14 protein-coding genes are annotated in these 16,775 nt (G+C 74.3%); 5 read left to right on the top strand and 9 right to left on the bottom strand.

Annotated features, from left to right (window positions below; all coding sequences use genetic code 11):
• Nucleotides 1-48 precede the first annotated feature (48 nt).
• Genes NFS20_RS05355 through NFS20_RS05345 form a run of 3 tightly spaced genes read right to left on the bottom strand, consistent with a single transcriptional unit; the run spans nt 49 to nt 3,439 of the window.
• The gene (locus NFS20_RS05355) at nt 49-489 is read right to left on the bottom strand and encodes a response regulator (protein WP_251150728.1); all 441 of its coding nucleotides are present in this window, start codon (nt 487-489) and stop codon (nt 49-51) included.
• Nucleotides 486-2,114, bottom strand: coding sequence for an ATP-binding protein (locus NFS20_RS05350; protein WP_251150727.1), 1,629 nt, complete (start codon nt 2,112-2,114; stop codon nt 486-488). Before NFS20_RS05350 ends, NFS20_RS05355 begins: the two co-directional genes overlap by 4 nt.
• Nucleotides 2,111-3,439, bottom strand: coding sequence for a PP2C family protein-serine/threonine phosphatase (locus tag NFS20_RS05345; RefSeq protein WP_353050419.1), 1,329 nt, complete (start codon nt 3,437-3,439; stop codon nt 2,111-2,113). The genes NFS20_RS05350 and NFS20_RS05345 overlap by 4 nt, the downstream gene beginning before the upstream one ends.
• 221 nt (nt 3,440-3,660) lie before the next feature.
• Between NFS20_RS05345 and NFS20_RS05340 the strand changes: the two genes are divergently transcribed.
• The 3 genes from NFS20_RS05340 to NFS20_RS05330 all read left to right on the top strand — a co-directional run bounded on the left by NFS20_RS05340 (nt 3,661) and on the right by NFS20_RS05330 (nt 7,749).
• Complete coding sequence (locus NFS20_RS05340) at nt 3,661-5,925, top strand: HelD family protein (RefSeq protein WP_251150726.1); 2,265 nt, start codon at nt 3,661-3,663, stop codon at nt 5,923-5,925.
• A gap of 75 nt (nt 5,926-6,000) precedes the next feature.
• On the top strand, nt 6,001-7,200 hold the full coding sequence (gene serA / locus NFS20_RS05335; protein ID WP_251150725.1) for a phosphoglycerate dehydrogenase: 1,200 nt from the start codon (nt 6,001-6,003) through the stop codon (nt 7,198-7,200).
• A gap of 90 nt (nt 7,201-7,290) precedes the next feature.
• The gene (locus tag NFS20_RS05330) at nt 7,291-7,749 is read left to right on the top strand and encodes a pyridoxamine 5'-phosphate oxidase family protein (RefSeq protein ID WP_251150724.1); all 459 of its coding nucleotides are present in this window, start codon (nt 7,291-7,293) and stop codon (nt 7,747-7,749) included.
• A 135-nt stretch (nt 7,750-7,884) separates the two neighbouring features.
• Here NFS20_RS05330 and NFS20_RS05325 read toward each other — a convergent pair whose 3' ends face one another.
• Entirely contained in the window at nt 7,885-8,079 is a 195-nt protein-coding gene (locus tag NFS20_RS05325; RefSeq protein WP_251150723.1) for a DUF5302 domain-containing protein, read from the bottom strand.
• Between the two features lie 164 nt (nt 8,080-8,243).
• Between NFS20_RS05325 and NFS20_RS05320 the strand changes: the two genes are divergently transcribed.
• Nucleotides 8,244-9,302 (top strand): aldo/keto reductase, encoded by a 1,059-nt coding sequence (locus NFS20_RS05320; protein ID WP_251150722.1) that lies wholly within the window; start codon nt 8,244-8,246, stop codon nt 9,300-9,302.
• Nucleotides 9,303-9,328: 26 nt separating this feature from the next.
• On the opposite strand, the gene nrdR is transcribed toward NFS20_RS05320, so the two are convergent.
• Both nrdR and NFS20_RS05310 read right to left on the bottom strand, forming a co-directional pair.
• Entirely contained in the window at nt 9,329-9,907 is a 579-nt protein-coding gene (nrdR, locus tag NFS20_RS05315; RefSeq protein WP_251150721.1) for a transcriptional regulator NrdR, read from the bottom strand.
• A gap of 405 nt (nt 9,908-10,312) precedes the next feature.
• Nucleotides 10,313-10,672: a LysM peptidoglycan-binding domain-containing protein gene (locus NFS20_RS05310; protein ID WP_251150720.1), complete on the bottom strand. Its 360-nt coding sequence runs from the start codon at nt 10,670-10,672 to the stop codon at nt 10,313-10,315.
• A 396-nt stretch (nt 10,673-11,068) separates the two neighbouring features.
• Between NFS20_RS05310 and lexA the strand changes: the two genes are divergently transcribed.
• Complete coding sequence (gene lexA / locus NFS20_RS05305; RefSeq protein ID WP_251150719.1) at nt 11,069-11,797, top strand: transcriptional repressor LexA; 729 nt, start codon at nt 11,069-11,071, stop codon at nt 11,795-11,797.
• Between the two features lie 108 nt (nt 11,798-11,905).
• Here lexA and NFS20_RS05300 read toward each other — a convergent pair whose 3' ends face one another.
• From NFS20_RS05300 to hflX, 3 genes are all read right to left on the bottom strand, one after another.
• Nucleotides 11,906-12,925 carry an L-lactate dehydrogenase gene (locus NFS20_RS05300; protein ID WP_251150718.1) on the bottom strand — a complete coding sequence of 340 codons (1,020 nt, stop codon included), beginning with the start codon at nt 12,923-12,925 and terminating at the stop codon, nt 11,906-11,908.
• A 25-nt stretch (nt 12,926-12,950) separates the two neighbouring features.
• On the bottom strand, nt 12,951-15,071 hold the full coding sequence (locus NFS20_RS05295) for an ATP-dependent DNA helicase (RefSeq protein WP_502800781.1): 2,121 nt from the start codon (nt 15,069-15,071) through the stop codon (nt 12,951-12,953).
• A gap of 129 nt (nt 15,072-15,200) precedes the next feature.
• The gene (hflX, locus tag NFS20_RS05290; RefSeq protein ID WP_251150717.1) at nt 15,201-16,748 is read right to left on the bottom strand and encodes a GTPase HflX; all 1,548 of its coding nucleotides are present in this window, start codon (nt 16,746-16,748) and stop codon (nt 15,201-15,203) included.
• Nucleotides 16,749-16,775: the final 27 nt, after the last annotated feature.

Here is a 16,775-nt window from a genome sequence, read left to right as displayed (position 1 = left end):
CCCGGTGCCCGCGGGTGCACGCCCGACGGCGCAGGGCGAGGCGCGCGGTCAGCGACCGGGCAGCCGCACCACCGAGACGAAGAAGTCGTCGATCTGTCGCACCACGTCGATGAAGCGGTCGAAGTCGACGGGCTTCGTCACGTACGCGTTCGCGTGGAGGGAGTAGCTGCGCACCACGTCCTCCTCGGCCTCCGACGTCGTGAGCACCACGACCGGGATCTTCCGCAGGACGGCGTCGGCCTTGAGCTCCGCGAGGACCTCGCGACCGTCCATCCGCGGCAGGTTGAGGTCGAGCAGGATGAGGTCCGGCGTCGGGGCGTCGGCGTGCTCGCCCTCCTTGCGCAGGAACGCCAGCGCGCTCACGCCGTCGGAGACGACCGACAGCCTGTTCGTGACCTTGTGGTCCTCGAACGCCTCGCGCGTCATGAGCACGTCGCCCGGGTCGTCCTCGACGAGCAGGACGTCGATGGGCTTCGTGCCGTGGCTCATGCGGTGGTCTCCTCGTGGTCGCGGCCCGTCCCCGGGCCGGCGTCGTCCGTGCGAGCGTAGCCGACCTGCGCGTGCACGTAGGCGTGGGCGAGCGTGAAGCGGACCGTCGTGCCACCGTCGCGCGGCTCGATCCAGATGCGGCCGCCGTGGTACTCGACGATGCGCTTGCACAGCGCCAGCCCGATGCCGGTGCCCTCGTAGACGTCCTTCGCGTGCAGCCGTTGGAAGATCACGAACACCCGCTCCGCGTACTGGGGGTCGATCCCGATGCCGTTGTCGGCGACCGAGATCTCCCAGTGGGTGTCGCGTGCGAGGACGCCCACGTGGACGACCGGGGGGCGGTCCGGCGACCGGAACTTCAGCGCGTTCCCGACGAGGTTCGCGAGGAGCTGCTGCAGCAGGGCGCGCTCCCCGACGACGACGGGCAGCGGGTCGTGCGTGACGGTGGCGCCGCTCGCGGTGATCGCCTCCGACAGGTCGTCGAGCACCAGCCCGAGGGACGCCTCGAGGTCGACGTCGACGCGTTCCGTCCCCGTCCGGCCGACGCGCGAGAACCCGAGCAGGTCCTGGATGAGGCGCTGCATGCGCTTGGCGCCGTCGACGGCGAAGTCGATGTACTGGTCGGCCCGGTCGTCGAGCTCGCCGCCGTACCGCTTCTTGAGCAGCTGGGTGAAGCTCGCCACCTTGCGCAGCGGCTCCTGGAGGTCGTGCGAGGCGACGTACGCGAACTGCTCGAGGTCGCGGTTCGAGCGCTCGAGCTCACGCGCCTGCTCCTCGAGCCGCTCGTGCGCGCGCGCCGAGTCCGCGTGGGACGCCTTGATCTCCGCGACCTGGGCGACGAGCTCGACGCGCATGTGCTCGACGTCCTGCGCGAGGTCGGCGATCTCCGCGGGACCCGACGTGACGACGGGCTCGTCGAGCTGGCCCGAGCTCACGAGCCGGACGCGGTGCGCGAGCTGCGCGACGGGCTCGGTCACCCACCTCTTGAGGCACACCCACAGGATGATCCCCACCGCGAGCGCCGCGCCGACCAGCACGAGGACGCTGCCGAACAGGACGCGGCTCCAGCGGTCCAGGGCCTCGACGGCCTCCGCCCGCTCCGCGCGGAGGTCCGCGACGTAGCGCCCCGTGGCGGCGCGCGCCTCGGCGAAGAGCGCGGCCCCCTCGGCGCGCTCCACCCGCGTGACGGTGCCCGCGCCCGCTCGGCCCGTGGACTCGATCGCGGGCTCGGCGTACTCGGTGAACCACGCCTCGACCGCGCGCAGCGCCTCGTCGTGCGCGACGGTCAGGCCGTCGCCGGAACCGAGCCGCGCGAGGTCCGCCGGGTCGGCGATCGAGACGGTCGCGTCACCCCCCACGGCACGCCCGTACGCCTCGAGCGCGGTGTCGTCGCCCGTCGCCGCGTAGGAGCGCACCGCCGACTCCGTGTCGAGCAGCGCGACGAACGAGGAGTCGGCCTGGGTGACGGCGTCGAAGTACGGCCCGGTGATCTCGTCCTGGAGCGTGAGCACGCGCGAGAGCGCGAGGGCCGACGTCGTCACGACTCCCAGCAGGATCACCCCGGCGACGACGAGCGACCACCCGAGCCGCCGGCGGAGCGTGGGGGCTCGACGCGCCGCGCTCACCGTGCCCACTCGTCGGAGTCGGCGAGCGTCGCGGTGCGCTCGGCGGGGACGGGTGCGTCGTCGCCCGCCCACCCGATGACGAGCAGGGCCGCGTCGTCGGCGAGCGGCCCGCCGTGCAGGTCGCGGACACGGCGGAACACGCGCTCCACGATGCCCTCGGTCCCCTGCTCGAGGGCCGCGTCGACCGCGCGCCGCAGGCCGTCGACGCCGATGCGCTCCGGACGCGCCCCGCGCGCGCTCACGGCGGGGTCCTGCACGGTCGCCTCGACGAGCCCGTCCGTGTAGAGCATGAGCGCCCAGCGGCCGCCGAGCTCCACACGCTGGGCCGACCACCCGCCGGCGACCGGGATCCCGAGCGCGCGCCCGCGGGCCGTCGTCGGGACCTCGGTCGCGCGCTCCTGCAGCAGGAGCGGCGCGAGGTGCCCGGCGAGGTGGATGTCGGCGTACCGCCGGCCGGGGTCGACGACGACCTGGCAGAGCGTGACGAACACCTCCGGGCGTGCGCGCTCCGGGACGAGGACGCGCTCCAGGAGCGGCAGGATCGCCGCAGGGTCCGTGTCCGACAGGACGATCGTGCGCCACGCGGTGCGCAGCGTCGCGCCGAGCGCGGCCTCGTCGGGTCCGTGCCCGGCGACGTCGCCGATGACGCACAGCACGGAGCCGTCGGGCCGCTCGACCGCGTCGTAGAAGTCGCCGCCGAGGAGCCCGTTCCCGCCGGGCACGTAGCCGACCATGACCGCGAGCCGCTCGTCCTGGACGAGCGGGGTGGGCAGGAGTGCCCGCTCGAGCCGGGCCGTCTCGGCCGCCCGGACCTCGCTGCGGTACAGCGCCCGCTGCTGCTCCTCCGACTTGCGCCGCTGCACGGCGTAGCGCACCGAGCGGCCGAGCAGGTCGCCGTCCACCTCGCCCTTGACGAGGTAGTCGTCGGCGCCCGCCGCGACGGCCTGGACGCCCAGGTCGATCCCCGAGTGCCCGGTGAGCACGACGAGGGCGGGCGGGCTCGTGCCCGCGCGCAGCCGCTCGACGCCGCCGAGGCCGACGGAGTCCGGGAGGCCGAGGTCGAGGAGGACGCAGTCCACGGGACGGGTGGGGAGCATCTCGAGGGCGAGGTCGAGCGTCGTGGCGCGGTGCAGCTCGACCTTGAGGCTCGCGTCGGAGAGCAGCTCCTCGACGAGGAGCGCGTCGCCGTCGTCGTCCTCCACGAGAAGGATCCGCAGCACGTCGGACGGGGCGAGCACGGACCTGGCCGGCTCACCGGCAGCCCTGCCGGTGCTGCCGGCTCCGGAGGTCCCCGCGACCGGGTCGTGCCGGGCCTCGCCGGTCACGACGTCCGCTCCCGACCAGTCGCCATGGCCACCGATCCTAGCGGCCCCGCCCGTCCGACCCCGGCACGACGCCCCGAACGTGCCGGAGAGGTGCACGGGGTGCGCCATAATGGACGGCCGCGTCGCGGCAGGTGGCACGCGGTCGGTCGCCGGGCCGGCGCCAGCCGGCACCAGACGGCAGCGGCCGGCGCAGGACGGCGCAGGACGGACGAGAGGAAGACGTGGGACGTTCGGACGAGCTCCGGCTCGAGCAGGAGGTCGTGGACATCCTCTACGCACGTCTGGACGAGCTGCGCGCCGCGTCCCGCGCGCGCCTCGACGCGGTCCGCCGGTCGGGGCCGTCCGGGTCGCCCCAGAACCGCAGCGAGCGCGACGCGTTCGCGACGCTCTACGAGGACCGCGTGGCGCAGCTCGACGCCGTGGAGGACCGCCTGGCCTTCGGCCGGCTCGACCTGGAGGACTCGACACGCCGCTACGTGGGCCGCATCGGGCTCACCGACGCCGAGCACACGAGCCTCCTGACGGACTGGCGGGCGCCGGCCGCGCAGGCCTTCTACCGCGCGACCGCCGCGCAGCCCGACGGCGTCGTGCGCCGGCGCCACCTCGTGACGCACCGGCGCGAGGTGACCGGGATCGAGGACGAGCTGCTCGACCTCGACGCGCCGGCGGACGTCGCGGGCTCGACGCTCTCCGGCGAGGGCGCCCTGCTCGCCGCGATGGCCGCGGGCCGCACCGGCCGGATGGGCGACATCGTCGCGACGATCCAGGCCGAGCAGGACGCGATCATCCGCTCCCCGCTGGGCGGCGCGCTCGTCGTCCAGGGCGGGCCGGGGACGGGCAAGACCGCGGTCGCGCTGCACCGCGCCGCCTACCTCCTGTACGCGCACCGGCGCGTGCTCGAGCGCTCGGGCGTGCTGCTCGTCGGCCCCAGCCTGTCGTTCCTGCGGTACATCGACCAGGTCCTGCCGTCCCTCGGCGAGACGGGCGTCGTCAGCACGACGGTGTCCGACCTCCTGCCCGGGCTCGTCGCGGACGGCGAGGAGGACCCGCGCGTCGCGCAGGTCAAGGGCCGGGCGGTCATGGCGACGGCGGTGCGCCGCGCCGTGCGCGCACGCGAGCGCGTCCCCGCGCAGGACGTCCCGTTCCGGCTCGACGGGCACGACCTCGTCGTCCGCCGCCGCGACGTGCGCGACGCGATCGCCAAGGCGCGACGCACGCACAAGCCGCACAACCTCGCGCGTGTCACGTTCGTGCGCGACATGCTCGGGCGGCTCGTCGACCAGTACGCCGCGCAGCTCGGCGAGCCGCTCGTCGGGGAGGACCGCACGATCGCGCTCGAGGACCTGCGGTCCCACCACGACGTCCGGGTCGCGCTCAACCTCGCCTGGCTGCCCATCACCCCCGAGCGGCTCGTCGAGGACCTGTACACCAAGCCGCACCGGCTCGAAGAGGCTGCTCCCGAGCTCTCGCCGGCCGAGCGTCGTCTGCTCGAGCGCCCCAAGGGCTCGCCGTGGACGGCGGCGGACGTCCCGCTGCTCGACGAGGCGGCCGACCTGCTCGGCGAGGACGACCAGGCCTCGCGCGCCGAGGCGGCGGCGCAGACCGCGCAGCGCGCTCGCGACCTCGAGTACGCGCGCCAGGTGCTCGAGTCGTCCGGGGCGGGCGGCGGGATCGTCGACGCCGACGTGCTCGCGGAGCGGTTCGCGGCGAGCGGCCCGCGGCTCACCACGGCCGAGCGCGCGGCGCAGGACCGGACCTGGACCTACGGGCACGTCGTCGTGGACGAGGCGCAGGAGCTGTCCGCGATGGCGTGGCGGATGCTGGTCCGCCGGTGCCCGACGCGGTCGTTCACGATCGTCGGCGACGTCGCGCAGACGTCGTCGCTCGCGGGCGCCCGCTCGTGGTCGGGCGCGCTCGACCCCGTGCTGCGCGACGGCTGGCGCCTCGCCGAGCTCACCGTCAACTACCGCACCCCGGCCGCGGTCGCCGACGCCGCGCGGGAGGCCGCCGTCGCCGCGGGCCTGCCCGTCTCGCCGCTCACGTCGGCGCGCGAGGTTGCCGACTCGCTGCGGTTCGTCGCGGTCGACGACGGCGTGGAGGGCTCCGGCGGGCCGGGCGCCCCGGTCCCGGGCGACGTCGTCCTGGACGCGGTGCGCCGCGAGGTCGCGTCGGCCCGCGCGGCGTTCGTCGGCGGCGAGGCGGGGCGCGTCGCCGTCGTGGCGACGACACCGGCCCTCCCGGCGGTGCGGGCTGCGCTGGGCCTCGACGCCCCGGGCCGGCGCGCGGACCCCGACGCGCCCGTCGTCGTCCTCGACCCCGTGCAGGTGAAGGGGCTCGAGTTCGACGCGGTCGTCCTCGTCGAGCCCGCCGACGTGGCCGCGGGCGCGTCGGGGGCGTCCGACCTCTACGTCGCGATGACGAGGCCCACCCAGCGTCTCGCGGTCGTGCACGCCCGTCCCCTGCCGGCAGGGCTCGGCTCCCGGTAGTCGGGCGGCGTTCACGTCGTCCCGAGGGCCAAGACCCGTTTGGTCCGCACCGCGGACCAGGCGCACCATGGGGGTGTGCTACGCGCCCTCCTCCTCGAAAACCTGCACCCGCTCGCCGCCTCGAACCTCGAGGCCGCGGGCATCGACGTCACCGTCCGCACCGGAGCGCTCGACGAGTCCGAGCTGATCGACGCCCTCCAGGGCGTCCACCTGCTCGGCATCCGGTCCAAGACGAACGTCACCGCGACCGTGCTCGAGAACGCGCCCGACCTCGTCGCGCTCGGGGCGTTCTGCATCGGGACCAACCAGATCGACCTGCGGTCGGCCGCGACCCAGGGCGTGGCCGCCTTCAACGCCCCGTTCCAGAACACGCGCTCCGTGGTCGAGCTCGCCCTCGCCGAGATCATCGCGCTCACGCGCCGCCTCACCGAGCGCGACCGCGCGCTGCACGACGGCGTGTGGGACAAGTCGGCCGAGGGCGCTCACGAGGTCCGGGGACGCACGCTCGGCATCGTGGGCTACGGCAACATCGGCACGCAGCTCTCGGTCGTCGCGGAGAACCTGGGCATGTCCGTCGTGTTCTACGACACGGCGGAGAAGCTCGCGCTGGGCAACGCCCGCCGCATGGACACGCTCGACGAGCTCCTCGAGACCGCCGACGTCGTGACGCTGCACGTCGACGGCCGCGCGGGCAACGCCGGGATGTTCGGGGCCAAGCAGATCGCGCGCATGCGCCCGGGCGCGATCTTCCTCAACCTGTCGCGCGGGTTCGTCGTCGACTACGACGCGCTCCGCGAGGCGATCCTGTCGGGTCACGTCGCGGGAGCCGCCGTCGACGTGTTCCCCGAGGAGCCGAAGCGCAAGGGCGACTCGTTCCACTCGGAGTTGCGCGGCCTGCCGAACGTCATCCTCACCCCGCACATCGGCGGATCGACCGAGGAGGCGCAGGAGGCGATCGGGCAGTTCGTGTCGTCGAAGCTGCGGGACTACCTGACGACCGGCTCGACGACCCTCAGCGTCAACGTGCCCAACCTCGCGCTCGAGCAGACCACGGGGATCACGCGCATCACGCACCTGCACCGCAACACGCCGGGCGTGCTCGCGGCGGTCAACGCCACGCTCGCCGAGCACGGCACCAACATCGAGGGCCAGCTCCTCGCGACGCGGGGCGAGCTCGGGTACGTCGTCACCGACGTCGGCTCGCGCGTCGAGCCGGCCGTCGTGAGCGCGCTCGCCGACATGGAGCAGACGATCGCCCTGCGCGTCCTGGACTGACCGGGCGCTCGACCGCCGGGTGCGAAGGTCCCCGTCACCGGGGACCTTCGTCGTCTGCGCGCCGGTGGCGCCGCGGTGCGACGATGGAGCATGACCGGATACACGAACGACGCCCCCGAGGTGCTCGACGCCACGACCTGCTGGGCGTTGATCGCGGGCACGCGGGTCTCGCGGCTCGCCGTGAGCGTCCGGGGCGAGCCCGACATCTACCCCGTGAGCGTGCGGGCCCACGACGGCACGCTGACCTTCCGCACCATCCCGGGGACCAAGCTGGCGACGCTCGTCACGAACGACCGCGTCGCGCTCGAGTGGGACGGGGTCGACGGGGACTCCGCGTGGAGCGTCGTCGTGCACGGGACGGCGCGCCGCCTCGACACGGCGGAGCAGGTCTCCGCCGCGGAGTCTGCGGCCGAGCCGCTCGTGCCCCTCGTCGACGTCCCGACCGAGGAGTGGGTGAGGATCGATCCGCACGCCGTCAGCGGGCGTCGGTTCCACCGTGCCGCCGCACCTGCGTCGGACACCGACCGGTCACCCGGCACGCGCCCCTGACGCGACCCGCCCGGGGGGACGCTGCCCCTCGGCGCTGCCCTGACGACGCTGCCCTGACGACCGCGACGGTCCGGGGACGACGACGGGACCCGGCCGCGCGTGGCGACGCAGGTCCCGTCAGGGCGGCTCGAGCGGTCAGCCGGACTTGCGGCGGAACGTGCGCTGCACCGGCCCGACGGTCTCGGACCCGTGCACGGAACCGGTGTTCGTGTCCCCGTCCGCCGAACGGTGCCGGGCGGCGTTCTTGCGGTCGAGCGCCTCGCGGAACTTCGCCTTGGCCTCGTCGCTGGGTGCCGTCTCGGCTGCTGGGCGCTGCTGGTCGGACGCCATCGCGTTCTCCTCGTCCTCGGGGTCAGGTGGGTCGGCTGGGATCGAGAACCAGCCGACGTCAGGTGGTTCGGGAGCCCGACGGTCCGGGCACTCCGCCAGCCTCCCCCACGCCCGGCCCTGGCGCCAGTCCTTTCCGGCCGCCGGCCTCGGGTAGCGTCGTGGACGTGCCTGACACCGCTCCCGACGACGCCCCCGTCACCGGCTCCCGCGACCTCCCGCACCGACGGCTCGGCCGGACCGGGCTGACGCTCCCCGCGGTCTCGCTCGGGCTGTGGCAGAACTTCGGCGAGGCCGACGCGTTCGCGACGCAGCGGGAGATCGTCCTGCACGCCGTCGACCGTGGCGTGACGCACCTGGACCTCGCGAACAACTACGGTCCCCCGGGCGGCGCGGCGGAGTCCTCGCTCGGCCGCCTCCTGGCGCGCGAGCTACGCCCCGTCCGCGACGAGCTCGTCGTCACGACGAAGGCGGGGTACCGCATGGGTCCCGGGCCGTACGGCGAGGGCGGCTCGCGCAAGTACCTGCTGTCGTCGCTCGACGCGTCGCTGCGCCGGCTCGGCCTCGACCATGTCGACGTCTTCTACAGCCACCGCTTCGACCCGACCACCCCGCTCCACGAGACCGTCGGCGCGCTCGCGACCGCGGTGCGCTCGGGGCGCGCGCGGTACGTCGGGATCTCGTCGTACTCCGCTCGGCGCACGCGCGAGGCGCTGCACGTCGCCGCCGAGCTCGGGGTCGAGCTCGTGGTCACCCAGGTCTCGTACTCGATGCTCAACCGGTGGATCGAGGTCCCGGACGAGTCGGGCAGCAGCGTGCTCGACGTCGCGGCGGACGCCGGGCTGGGTGTCGTCGCCTTCTCCCCGCTCGCCCAGGGGATGCTCACGGACCGCTACCTCCGCGGGACGCCGCGCGGCTCGCGAGCGGCTCGTGGCGGACCGCTGCGCGAGGAGTTCCTCTCGGAGGCGAACCTCGAGCACGTACGCCGGCTCCACGCCCTCGCTCGCGCGAACGGCCGGACGTTGGCCGCCACGGCGATCGCGTGGGCACTGCGCGACGGACGAGTCACCTCGGTGCTCCTCGGCGCCAGCTCCGCACGTCAGCTCGACGACAACCTCGCCGCCCTCGAGGCACCGGCCCTCACCGACGAGGAGCTGCGCGCGGTCGAGTCGATCCCGACCGACACCGGGATCAACCTCTGGGCCTCACGCTCGAGCGACCTCTGACTCGCAGCGTCCTCGCCGGCACCGGGTCAGGACGTCGACGACCCCGCGACGTCAGCGCTGCCGGCCGCCCCGGCGTCGCTGCCGGCAGCGTCGGGCCCGCCGGGTCCGTGCACCGCGCGCCCGTCGTCGCCTGCGGCCAGCCGGGCGGCGGTCCGCTCCTCCCGTTCGACCCGGAGCGACGTGATCGCGCTCTCGAAGTCCTCCAGGGAGTCGAACGCCTGGTACACGCTCGCGAACCGCAGGTAGGCCACCTCGTCGAGCTCGCGCAAGGGGCCGAGGATCGCGAGACCGATCTCGTACGCGTCGAGCTCGGCGCTCCCGCTCGCCCGGATCGTCTCCTCGACCCGTTGGGCGAGGAGCGCGAGGTCGTCCTCGTTGACGGGCCGACCCTGGCAGGCCTTGCGGACGCCGTTGACGATCTTCTCGCGCGAGAAGGGTTCGGTGACCCCGGACCGCTTGACGACGGACAGGCTGGCCGTCTCGATCGTCGTGAAGCGTCGTTGGCACTGCGGGCACTGACGCCGGCGACGGATCGACGCGCCGTCGTCGGACGTCCGTGAGTCGACGACACGAGAGTCCGCGTGGCGGCAGAACGGGCAGTGCATGACGGCTCTCCTCGGCTGGGCTCCCCGGCACCTCGCAGGGCGAGGGCGGCGCGACGAACGTATGACGCCGCCCTGCGAGGGTGCAACACGCCGACGTCCCGAGGACGGAGCAGTGGACGGAGCAGATGTGCGCCGCGGCGGACCCCGGAGATGCAGAACGGGGGCGACCGTCTCCGGTCGCCCCCGTCGGGACGCCCCCGTCCCCATCTCGCGCGCGACTCGCCTCGCGCGCTCCGACGTGCTCAGGGGTCGCGGATGACCGCCGACCCCGCCTCCTGCCCGGCCCCCCAGCCAGGCCAGTGAGGTGACACTAACTTAGGCCCGCCTAAGCGTGGAGTGCAACCCAGGGCGGCGCACTGGACGAGCGGGGGCGCGTGTCGTAGGTCACAGCGCCGGGTCGGCGCCTCACGCGTCGACCGGGAGCAGCAGCCGCTGCCCGGCACGGAGACCCGACGACGACAGCCCGTTGAGCTCGACGATCCGTGCCACGACGTCGCGCACGTCCTCGCCGGGCGTGGCCAGCGCCGACGCGTGGTCCCAGAGCGTCTCCCCCGCCGCGACCACGTGGACCCGGACCTCCTCGGGCTCTCCTGCCGACCCTGCGACGGCGCTGCCCACGCGCGCGCCGAGCACGACCAGGAGCGCCAGGAGGACCACCAGGACGACCCGTCCTCGCCGCGTGAGCCGCAGCGGCGCCTCTGGTACGCCGCCACCACCCGATCGCGCGAGACCCTGCTCGCCCCACGTCGCCGTCATGCTCGCCATCACTACCTCCGTCCCCCGCCGGCGCCGGAGCGCCTTCCCCGGTCGCTCCGGCCCGGCGGGGTTGTGTCGTCGACCCGGGATCCGGATCGAACACCTGTGCGTAGAACACCTGTACGAAGGTCTACCACGTCCGGCGCGCCGAGTCGAGACATGCTCGAACAGATGTTTGATTCGTGTCGCTCTCTCCCCTAGCCTGGGACCAGGTCGGTTCGCCGGACATGTCCATCGACAGGTCCGGCCCGGAACGCCTCCCGCCAGGGACGACGCACCGGATCGGGTCGACCGGTACCCCGGCGAGCGCGGCGGGGCACCACCGACGAGGAGGACGGCGCGCCGGACGGGGCAGGTGACCTCCGGGCGGGCGTCGACCGCGAGGCGACGAGGGCGGAGACCACGATGGCGGGACGAGGCAGGAACACGAGCGCGGGGCTCGCCGAGGTGCGCGAGCTCCCCGACGGCACGGCGGGCAGCGACGGCCTGACGCCACGACAGCGCCTGGTCCTCGACACGATCCGCTCGTGCGTCGAGCAGCGCGGATATCCCCCGAGCATGCGCGAGATCGGCGAGGCCGTCGGCCTGACGAGCCCGTCCTCGGTCAAGCACCAGCTCACCACGCTCGAGCGCAAGGGGTACCTGCGCCGGGACCCGAACCGTCCGCGCGCCATCGAGGTCGTGCAGCCCGACGACGGCCGTCGTGCCGTTCCCCTCGTCCGCGTCGCCGACGACCAGGTGCACGACGAGGCGCACCCCGCGCCGTCGTACGTCCCCGTGGTGGGCCGGATCGCCGCGGGCGGACCGATCCTCGCCGAGCAGGTCGTCGAGGACGTCTTCCCGCTGCCGCGTCAGCTCGTCGGCGACGGCGAGCTCTTCCTCCTACGGGTGCAGGGCGACTCGATGATCGACGCCGCCATCTGCGACGGCGACTGGGTCGTGGTGCGCCGGCAGAACGTCGCGGAGAACGGCGAGATCGTCGCCGCGATGATCGACGGCGAGGCGACCGTGAAGACCTTCAAGCGGGGCGACGGCCACGTCTGGCTCGTGCCGCACAACTCCGCGTACGAGCCGATCGCCGGTGACGACGCGCAGGTGCTCGGGCGCGTCGTGTCCGTCCTGCGCAGTCTCTGACTCGGCACGGTTCCCGACCTCTACGCGCCCCCGGGCCGCTCGACCGACCTGACGACGGGCCGGTGATCCCTCCTCGGGGGATCACCGGCCCGCCGTCGTGCTCCGCTCCTACAGGCCGAACCGCCGCGCGACCGCGCGCAAGGACTCTGCCGAGCTCCGGAGACCTGTCAGCTCCGCGTCGGAGAGCGGCACCTCGACACGCTCGCTCGCGCCCCGGCGGTCGATCAGCGTCGGCAGCGACAGGCACACGTCGTCGATCCCGTAGTCACCGTCCAGGAGCGTCGAGACGGGCAGGAGCCGGTGCTCGTCGCCGAGGACCGCCTCGATGATGCGGGTGCCTGCGAGGCCGACGGCGTAGTTCGTCGCCCCCTTGCCCTCGATGATCCGGTAGGCGGAGTGGACCACCTCGTGCGCGATCTCCTCGCGGGCGTCCTCGGACAGCGGAGGGTGGCCCGCGATCCCGGGCCAGTCGAGCAGCGGGACGCCGCCGATCGTCGCCGAGCTCCACAGAGGGATCTCGCTGTCGCCGTGCTCGCCCGCGATGTAGGCGTGGACGTTCTGCACCGCGACGCCGCAGTGCTGTGCGACGAGGAAGCGCAGGCGCGACGAGTCGAGCACCGTGCCGCTGCCGAACAGGCGCTCGGGCGGCAGGCCGGAGAACTTCAGCGCCGCGTAGGTGACGATGTCGACCGGGTTCGTCACCATGACGTAGACGGCGTCCGGCGCGACCTCGACCAGCCCCGGGAGGATGCTGCGCATGAGGCCGATCGTGCCTTCGGCGAGGTCCAACCGCGTCTGGCCCTGCTTCTGCTTCGCCCCCGCGGTCACGACCACGACGTCCGCACCGGCGCACACCGCGACGTCGTCGGACCCCTCGACCTTCGCCATCGGCATGAACTGGATGCCGTGCTGCAGGTCGAGGACCTCCGCCTCGACCTTGGCCCGGTTGACGTCCAGCATGGCGACCGTCCTGGCCGCCCCCCGCATGAGGGCCGCGTACGCGAGCGTCGACCCGACGGCACCCGCCCCGACGATCGCCAGCTTGGTGGTCCGTGCCGCGGAGCCCGGGACCGGGCTCCCGGCGGGCGCCTGCGCGGGGGTGGGCAAGGTGGTGCCTGCGTCGGTCATCGCGCCTCCGTCTCGTGGGATGCGCTCAGCCTAGGGCGGCGAGGCGCCTCAGCGCAGCGGCAGCGACCTCGCGGTCGGTCGTCTGCCAGAATCCCGGCATCGACCGGGTGAGGAACGTCCCGTAGCGTGCGGTGACGAGCCGGGGGTCGAGGACCGCGACCACACCGCGGTCGGTCGTCGAGCGGACGAGGCGCCCCGCACCCTGGGCCAGCAGGAGCGCGGCGTGCGTCGCGGACACCTGCATGAAGCCGTTGCCGCCCGCCGCCTCGACGGCACGGGCGCGGGCGGAGCGCACGGGGTCGTCGGGACGCGGGAACGGGATGCGGTCGATGAGGACGAGCTGGCACGAGGGGCCCGGGACGTCTACGCCCTGCCACAAGGAGAGGGTGCCGAACAGGCACGTCGCCGGGTCGTCGGCGAACTCGCGCACGAGCGTGGGGAGCTGGTCGTCGCCCTGGCACAGGACGGGGACGTCGAGCCGCTCACGCATCGCCTCGGCAGCGGCGACGGCCGCCCGCCGCGACGAGAACAGGCCGAGCGTCCGGCCGCCCGCGGCCTCGACGAGCGTCGCGATCTCGTCGAGCTGGTGCTCCGTCGCGGCGTCGCGACCGGGCGTCGGCAGGTGCTTGGCGACGTACAGGATCCCCTGACGCGGGTAGTCGAACGGGCTGCCGACGTCGAGTCCTCGCCAGGAGGGCGCCTCCTCGCCGTCCGACCCGCCGCCCAGCCCGAACGTGCGCGCGACGGCGTCGAACGTCCCGCCGAGCGCGAGCGTCGCGGACGTGAAGACCCCGGTCCGCTCGGTGAGGAGGTGCGTACGGATGAGGCCGGCGACGCCCAGGGGCGCCGCGTGGAGCCTGCTCGCTCCCTCGCCGAACCGGTCGGCGGTCCAGCCGCCCTCGCCGGGTCGTGAGCACCACAGCACGTCGTGGCCGGTCGGGTCCCCGGCCATCCGCTCGGCGACCTCGAAGAGCTGGAGCATCGCCGACTGCGCCATCTTCAGGCCGGTGTCCGGCGTCGCGGGCTTCTGGACGCCGGTCTCGGGCTTGAGGCGCGAGAGCACCTCGCGCGCCGCGTCGCGCACCGCCGCGACGGCGTCGCGCGCGCCGTCGGGCAGCCCGTCGGGGAAGCGCTCGGCGGGCAGCGCCCCGACCACGGTGCCGAACGCCGCCGAGGCGGCGTCGAGCGCCTCGGTCGCAGCGCCCCCGTGCCGCCGGGCGAGGCGTGCGGCTCCCTCGATGGCGGGGACCGAGAGGTCGACGGTCGCCGCCGCCGTCACGCGGTCCGCGAGCTCGTGCGCCTCGTCGACCACGAGGACGTCGTGCTCCGGGAGGACGCCCGGCGAGCCCATCGCCGCGATGCCGAGCATCGCGTGGTTGGTGACGACGACGTCGGCCTCGCGCGCGGCCGCCCGTGCCTTGTCGGGAAAGCACTCGGCGAGGAGCGGGCAGCGCTGCCCGAGGCACTCGAGCGCGGTCACGGAGACCTGGCGCCACGCCTTGTCGCTCACGCCGGGGACGAGGTCGTCCCGGTCGCCGCTCTCCGTCTCCTGGGCCCACTCGCGGACCCGCACGACCTGCTCCCCGAGCGACGGTGCCGCGCGACCGTCGGCCCGCGCGGGCGGGTGGTCGGTCGCGCCGGCCGTCTCGCCGGGCAGGTCGAAGAGCGTCGGCTCGTCCGTCGGGTAGCCGCCCGCGACCTTGTGGACGCACACGTAGTTGTGCCACCCCTTGAGGAGGGCGATCGAGGCAGGGCGCGGAAGCTCTGCGCCGATCGCCTCCGCGACGAGCGGCAGGTCACGGGTGATGACCTGGCGCTGCAGCGCGAGGGTGGCGGTCGAGACGACGACGCGCTCGTCGGCCGCGACCGCGTGCCGCACCGCCGGGACGAGGTAGCCGAGCGACTTTCCCGTACCGGTCCCCGCCTGGACGACGAGGTGCTCGCCGCTCCCGATGGACCCGGCGACGGCGGTCGCCATCGCGTGCTGCCCGTCGCGGCGTGCGCCGCCGAGCCGGCCGACGGCGAGATCGAGCAGCGTGTCGACGTCCGGGACCCCGGCGAGCGCCGCGGCGTCACGGGACGGCGGGCCGTCCGGCGCCGCGGTGTCCTCGGTCGGACGGTTCGTGGCGGGCGAGACGGGAGGCACCCGTCGAGTCTACGGTCGGGCGCCGACGACCCGGGCTCGGACCCACGGGCTGTGGACGACGCACGACGGCGCCGCGACGGCACGAAGGGTGCCGTGCGACGCCGTCGGCGGTGCGGCGCGAGGCGTCGCTCAGGCGCTCGCGACCGCCCCGGCGAGCTCGGCCGCGAGCGCCTCCGCGACGCGCCCGCGCAGGAGCGTGCCCTCGGGCGTGTGCTCCTCGTGGTCGATCTCGCCCTCGGTGTGCACGCGGTGCACGAGGTCGCCGCGGTTGTAGGGCACGACGACGTCGATCGTCACGTCGGGCCGCGGGAGCTCGTCCGCGATGAGCTGACGCAGCTCGTCGATCCCCGCGCCCGTGTGGGCCGACACGACGACCGTGCGGCGCTCGCGCCGCCGGATGCGGTCGACGACCTCCGGGTCGGCGACGTCGGCCTTGTTGAGCACGACGACCTCGAGGACGTCCTCGACGCCCGGGATGTCGGCGAGCACGTGCCGGACCGCGGCGATCTGGCCCTCGGGGTCCGGGTGCGACGCGTCGACGACGTGCAGCAGCAGGTCGGACTGGCCGACCTCCTCGAGCGTCGACCGGAACGCCTCGACGAGCTGGTGCGGGAGCGCGCGCACGAAGCCGACGGTGTCGGCGAGCGTGTACACGCGCCCGTCCTCGGTCCGGGTGCGCCGGACCGTCGGGTCCAGGGTCGCGAAGAGCGCGTTCTCGACGAGCACCCCCGCGCCCGTGAGCGCGTTGAGGAGGCTCGACTTGCCCGCGTTCGTGTAGCCCGCGATGGCGACCGAGGGGATCTCGTGGCGCTTGCGCGACGACCGCTTGGTCTCGCGGCCCGGGGCCATGGCCTGGATCTCCCGGCGCAGCTTGGCCATGCGGTTGCGGATGCGCCGCCGGTCCAGCTCGATCTTCGTCTCACCGGGACCGCGCGAGCCCATGCCCGCGCCGGCGCCGCCGACCTGGCCACCGGCCTGACGCGACATCGACTCGCCCCAGCCGCGCAGTCGCGGCAGGAGGTACTCGAGCTGGGCGAGCTCGACCTGGGCCTTGCCCTCCCGGGACTTGGCGTGCTGGGCGAAGATGTCGAGGATCAGCGCGGTCCGGTCGACGACCTTGACCTTGACGATGTCCTCGAGCGCACGGCGCTGCGAGGGCGCGAGCTCGCCGTCGATCACGACCGTGTCGGCGCCGCTCGCGGCGACGACGTCGGCCAGCTCCGCGGCCTTGCCGGACCCGAGATAGGTGCCGGGGTCCGGCTTCGCGCGGCGCTGGATCACGCCGTCGAGCACCTGGGACCCGGCGGTCTCGGCGAGGGCGGCGAGCTCGCGCAGCGAGATCTCCGCGTCCTCCGCGCTCGACGCGGCGCCGTCCTCGTGCGCGTCACGGCTCGAGCTCCACAGCCCGACGAGCACGACCTTCTCGAGCCGCAGCTGCCGGTACTCGACCTCCGTGACGTCCTGGAGCTCGGTGGACAGGCCCGCGACGCGGCGCAGCGACGCGCGCTCCGCGAGGTCGAGCTGCTCGCCGTCGTGCTCCGCGTGGACCGTGCCACCCTCGGCGCGCGCCGTCCCGGCCCGAGCGAGCACCCGCGCCACGACGTCGCTCGCGATATCCCGCGTCGCGTCGGTCGGCTCTGGTCGGGCCGACGTGGGGTTCGCTGGGGTCTGGGTCATGTGCCGCCTTCCGGTCGGGGGTGGGTC

The organism is Cellulosimicrobium sp. Marseille-Q4280 (assembly GCF_943181405.1).
GTDB lineage: Bacteria > Actinomycetota > Actinomycetes > Actinomycetales > Cellulomonadaceae > Cellulosimicrobium.
The sequence above is the reverse complement of the archived record's forward strand: the minus strand, read 5'-3'. Positions and strand labels throughout refer to the sequence as shown.